The organism is Rhizobacter sp. P1_G5, assembly GCF_056405435.1.
In genome coordinates this window covers 1-3,015 of sequence record NZ_JBFUCB010000692.1, presented here as the reverse complement: position 1 = coordinate 3,015, position 3,015 = coordinate 1, and the positions used below count along the sequence as shown (strand labels likewise).

Annotated in this window: 2 protein-coding genes; one reads left to right on the top strand and one right to left on the bottom strand. The window is 66.1% G+C overall.

Annotated elements, in window-relative coordinates; genetic code table 11:
* On the top strand, positions 1-2,556 hold a 2,556-nt coding region (locus AC1D12_RS29595), incomplete at its 5' end, for a DNA-directed RNA polymerase subunit beta' (protein WP_477844762.1).
* Between the two features lie 45 nt (positions 2,557-2,601).
* Here AC1D12_RS29595 and AC1D12_RS29590 read toward each other — a convergent pair.
* The coding region (locus AC1D12_RS29590; RefSeq protein WP_477844760.1) for a PIN domain-containing protein at positions 2,602-3,015 on the bottom strand (414 nt) is incomplete at its 5' end.

Below are 3,015 nucleotides of genomic sequence, written 5' to 3'. Positions count from 1 at the left end.
AAGAACAAGGTGACCGGCGAGTTCGTGTCGGAAACCRAGCTCGTCGACACCACCGTCGGCCGTGCGCTGCTGTCCGAGATCCTGCCGAAGGGCCTGCCGTTCTCGAACATCAACAAGGCGCTGAAGAAGAAGGAAATCTCGCGCCTGATCAACACCTCGTTCCGCAAGTGCGGTCTGAAGGAAACGGTCGTGTTCGCCGACAAGCTGCTGCAGTCGGGCTTCCGCCTGGCCACGCGCGCCGGCATCTCGATCGCGATCGACGACATGCTCGTGCCGAAGGAAAAGCCGGGCCTGATCGACCGCGCCGAGAAGGAAGTGAAGGAGATCGAGCAGCAGTACGTCTCGGGTCTCGTCACCGCCGGCGAGCGCTACAACAAGGTCGTGGACATCTGGGGCAAGACCGGCGACGAAGTCGGCAAGGTCATGATGAGCCAGCTGGCCAAGCAGCGCGTGCTCGATCGGCACGGCAAGGAAGTCGACCAGGAGTCGTTCAACTCCATCTACATGATGGCCGACTCGGGTGCGCGCGGCTCCGCTGCGCAGATCCGCCAGCTGGCCGGCATGCGCGGYCTGATGGCCAAGCCGGACGGCTCGATCATCGAGACGCCCATCACGGCGAACTTCCGTGAAGGCCTGAACGTGCTGCAGTACTTCATCTCCACCCACGGCGCCCGAAAAGGCCTCGCGGACACGGCGCTGAAGACGGCGAACTCCGGCTACCTGACGCGTCGACTGGTCGACGTGACGCAGGATCTGGTGGTCACCGAAGACGATTGCGGCACGCAGAACGGCATCAACATGCGCGCGCTGGTCGAAGGCGGCGAAGTGATCGAATCGCTGCGCGACCGCATCCTCGGCCGCGTCACCGCGATCGAGGTGCTGCATCCGGAAACGGGTGAACAGTTGCTGACCGGCGGCACCATGCTCGACGAAGACGCACTCGACGGCCTCGAAGCCGCCGGCGTCGACGAAGTGAAGGTGCGCACCGCGCTGACCTGCGGCACGCGCTTCGGCCTGTGCGGCAAGTGCTACGGCCGCGACCTGGGTCGTGGCGGCCTGGTGAACCGCGGCGAGGCAGTCGGCGTGATCGCGGCGCAGTCGATCGGCGAACCGGGCACGCAGCTGACGATGCGCACGTTCCACATCGGCGGCGCGGCTTCGCGTGCGGCGGTGGCGTCCAGCGTCGATGCGAAGTCCGATGGCCACATCGGCTTCAACGCGACGATGCGCTACGTGACCAACGGCAAGGGCGACCTGGTCGTGATCTCGCGCTCGGGTGAAATCATCATCGCCGACCAGCACGGTCGCGAGCGTGAGCGCCACAAGGTGCCGTACGGCGCGATCCTGAACATCAAGCCCGACCAGCAGCTCAAGGCTGGCACGGTGCTGGCCAACTGGGATCCGCTGACCCGCCCGATCATCACGGAATTCGCCGGCAAGGCGAAGTTCGAGAACGTCGAGGAAGGTGTCACGGTCGCCAAGCAGCTCGATGAAGTGACCGGCCTGTCGACGCTGGTCGTGATCGACCCGAAGCGCCGCGGCGCGGCCAAGGTCGTGCGTCCGCAGGTCAAGCTGCTGGACGCCGGCGGCAACGAGGTGAAGATCCCCGGCACCGACCACTCGGTGACGATCGGCTTCCAGGTCGGCTCGCTGATCCAGATCCGCGACGGCCAGGACCTGGCCCCGGGCGAGGTGCTGGCGCGTATTCCGGTCGAAGGCCAGAAGACGCGGGACATCACCGGCGGTCTGCCGCGCGTGGCCGAACTCTTCGAGGCACGCAGCCCGAAGGACAAGGGCACGCTGGCCGAGATGACCGGCACGGTGTCGTTCGGCAAGGAGACCAAGGGCAAGGTTCGCCTGCAGATCACCGATCCGGAAGGCAAGGTCTACGAAGAGCTCGTCCCGAAGGAAAAGAACATCGTGGTCCACGAAGGCCAGGTGGTCAACAAGGGCGAGTCGATCGTCGACGGTCCGGCCGATCCGCAGGACATCCTGCGCCTGCTGGGCATCGAGGAACTGGCGCGCTACATCGTCGACGAAGTGCAGGACGTCTACCGTCTGCAGGGCGTGAAGATCAACGACAAGCACATCGAGGTGATCGTTCGCCAGATGCTGCGCCGCGTGCAGATCGTCAACCCGGGCGAGACGGCCTACATCGTCGGTGAGCAGGTCGAGCGTTCGGAGCTGCTGGACACCAACGACCGGATGGTGGCCGAAGGCAAGATGACGGCGACGCACGCCGACGTGCTGCTGGGCATCACCAAGGCGTCGCTGTCGACCGACAGCTTCATCTCGGCGGCGTCCTTCCAGGAAACGACCCGCGTGCTCACCGAGGCTGCCATCATGGGCAAGCGCGACGAGCTGCGTGGCCTGAAGGAGAACGTCATCGTCGGCCGCCTGATCCCGGCCGGTACCGGCATGGCATTCCACGACGCACGCCGCGTCAAGGAAGAGATGGACGACGCCGAGCGCCGTGCCATCGCGATGCAGGAGGCGGAGGAATTCGCCTCCGTGCAGGAAACCCCGGCGGAAGCCGGCGGCGACGCTGCCGAGTGAGTGTTMGCGCTTCGTGCGGAAAGGGCGGCTTCGGCCGCCCTTTTTTCATTCCGGGGGTGCGGTCCAGGCTTCGGGCCTCAGGATCGCCAGGCCGCGCGGGAGGGCCCGGCGCGCCAGCCGCAGCACGGCGCGGTCGCGAGTGAACAGCCAGTCGGCGCGGAGCAGGGCGAAATCGATGAACTTCTGGTCGTCGGGGTCGGTGCAGCGCAGCGGCGCGGCCAGGCTGGCGGGTGGTGGAAGGTCTTCAATGTGAGCGCGTGCACTCCATGTTGACCAGATGAGGTCGGCATCCATCGATGGATTGCGAGGCAACCCTCGACGCAGCACCTCGGCCAGCTCGTCGCGCATCGCGGCCGTGGCGACCCATTGCAGCCGGCCGTTCTCGACCGCGCGGACGATCGGAGCGACCCCCGGGTTGCCGAACACCAGCCAGTCGAGCACGACGTTGGTGTCCAGCAC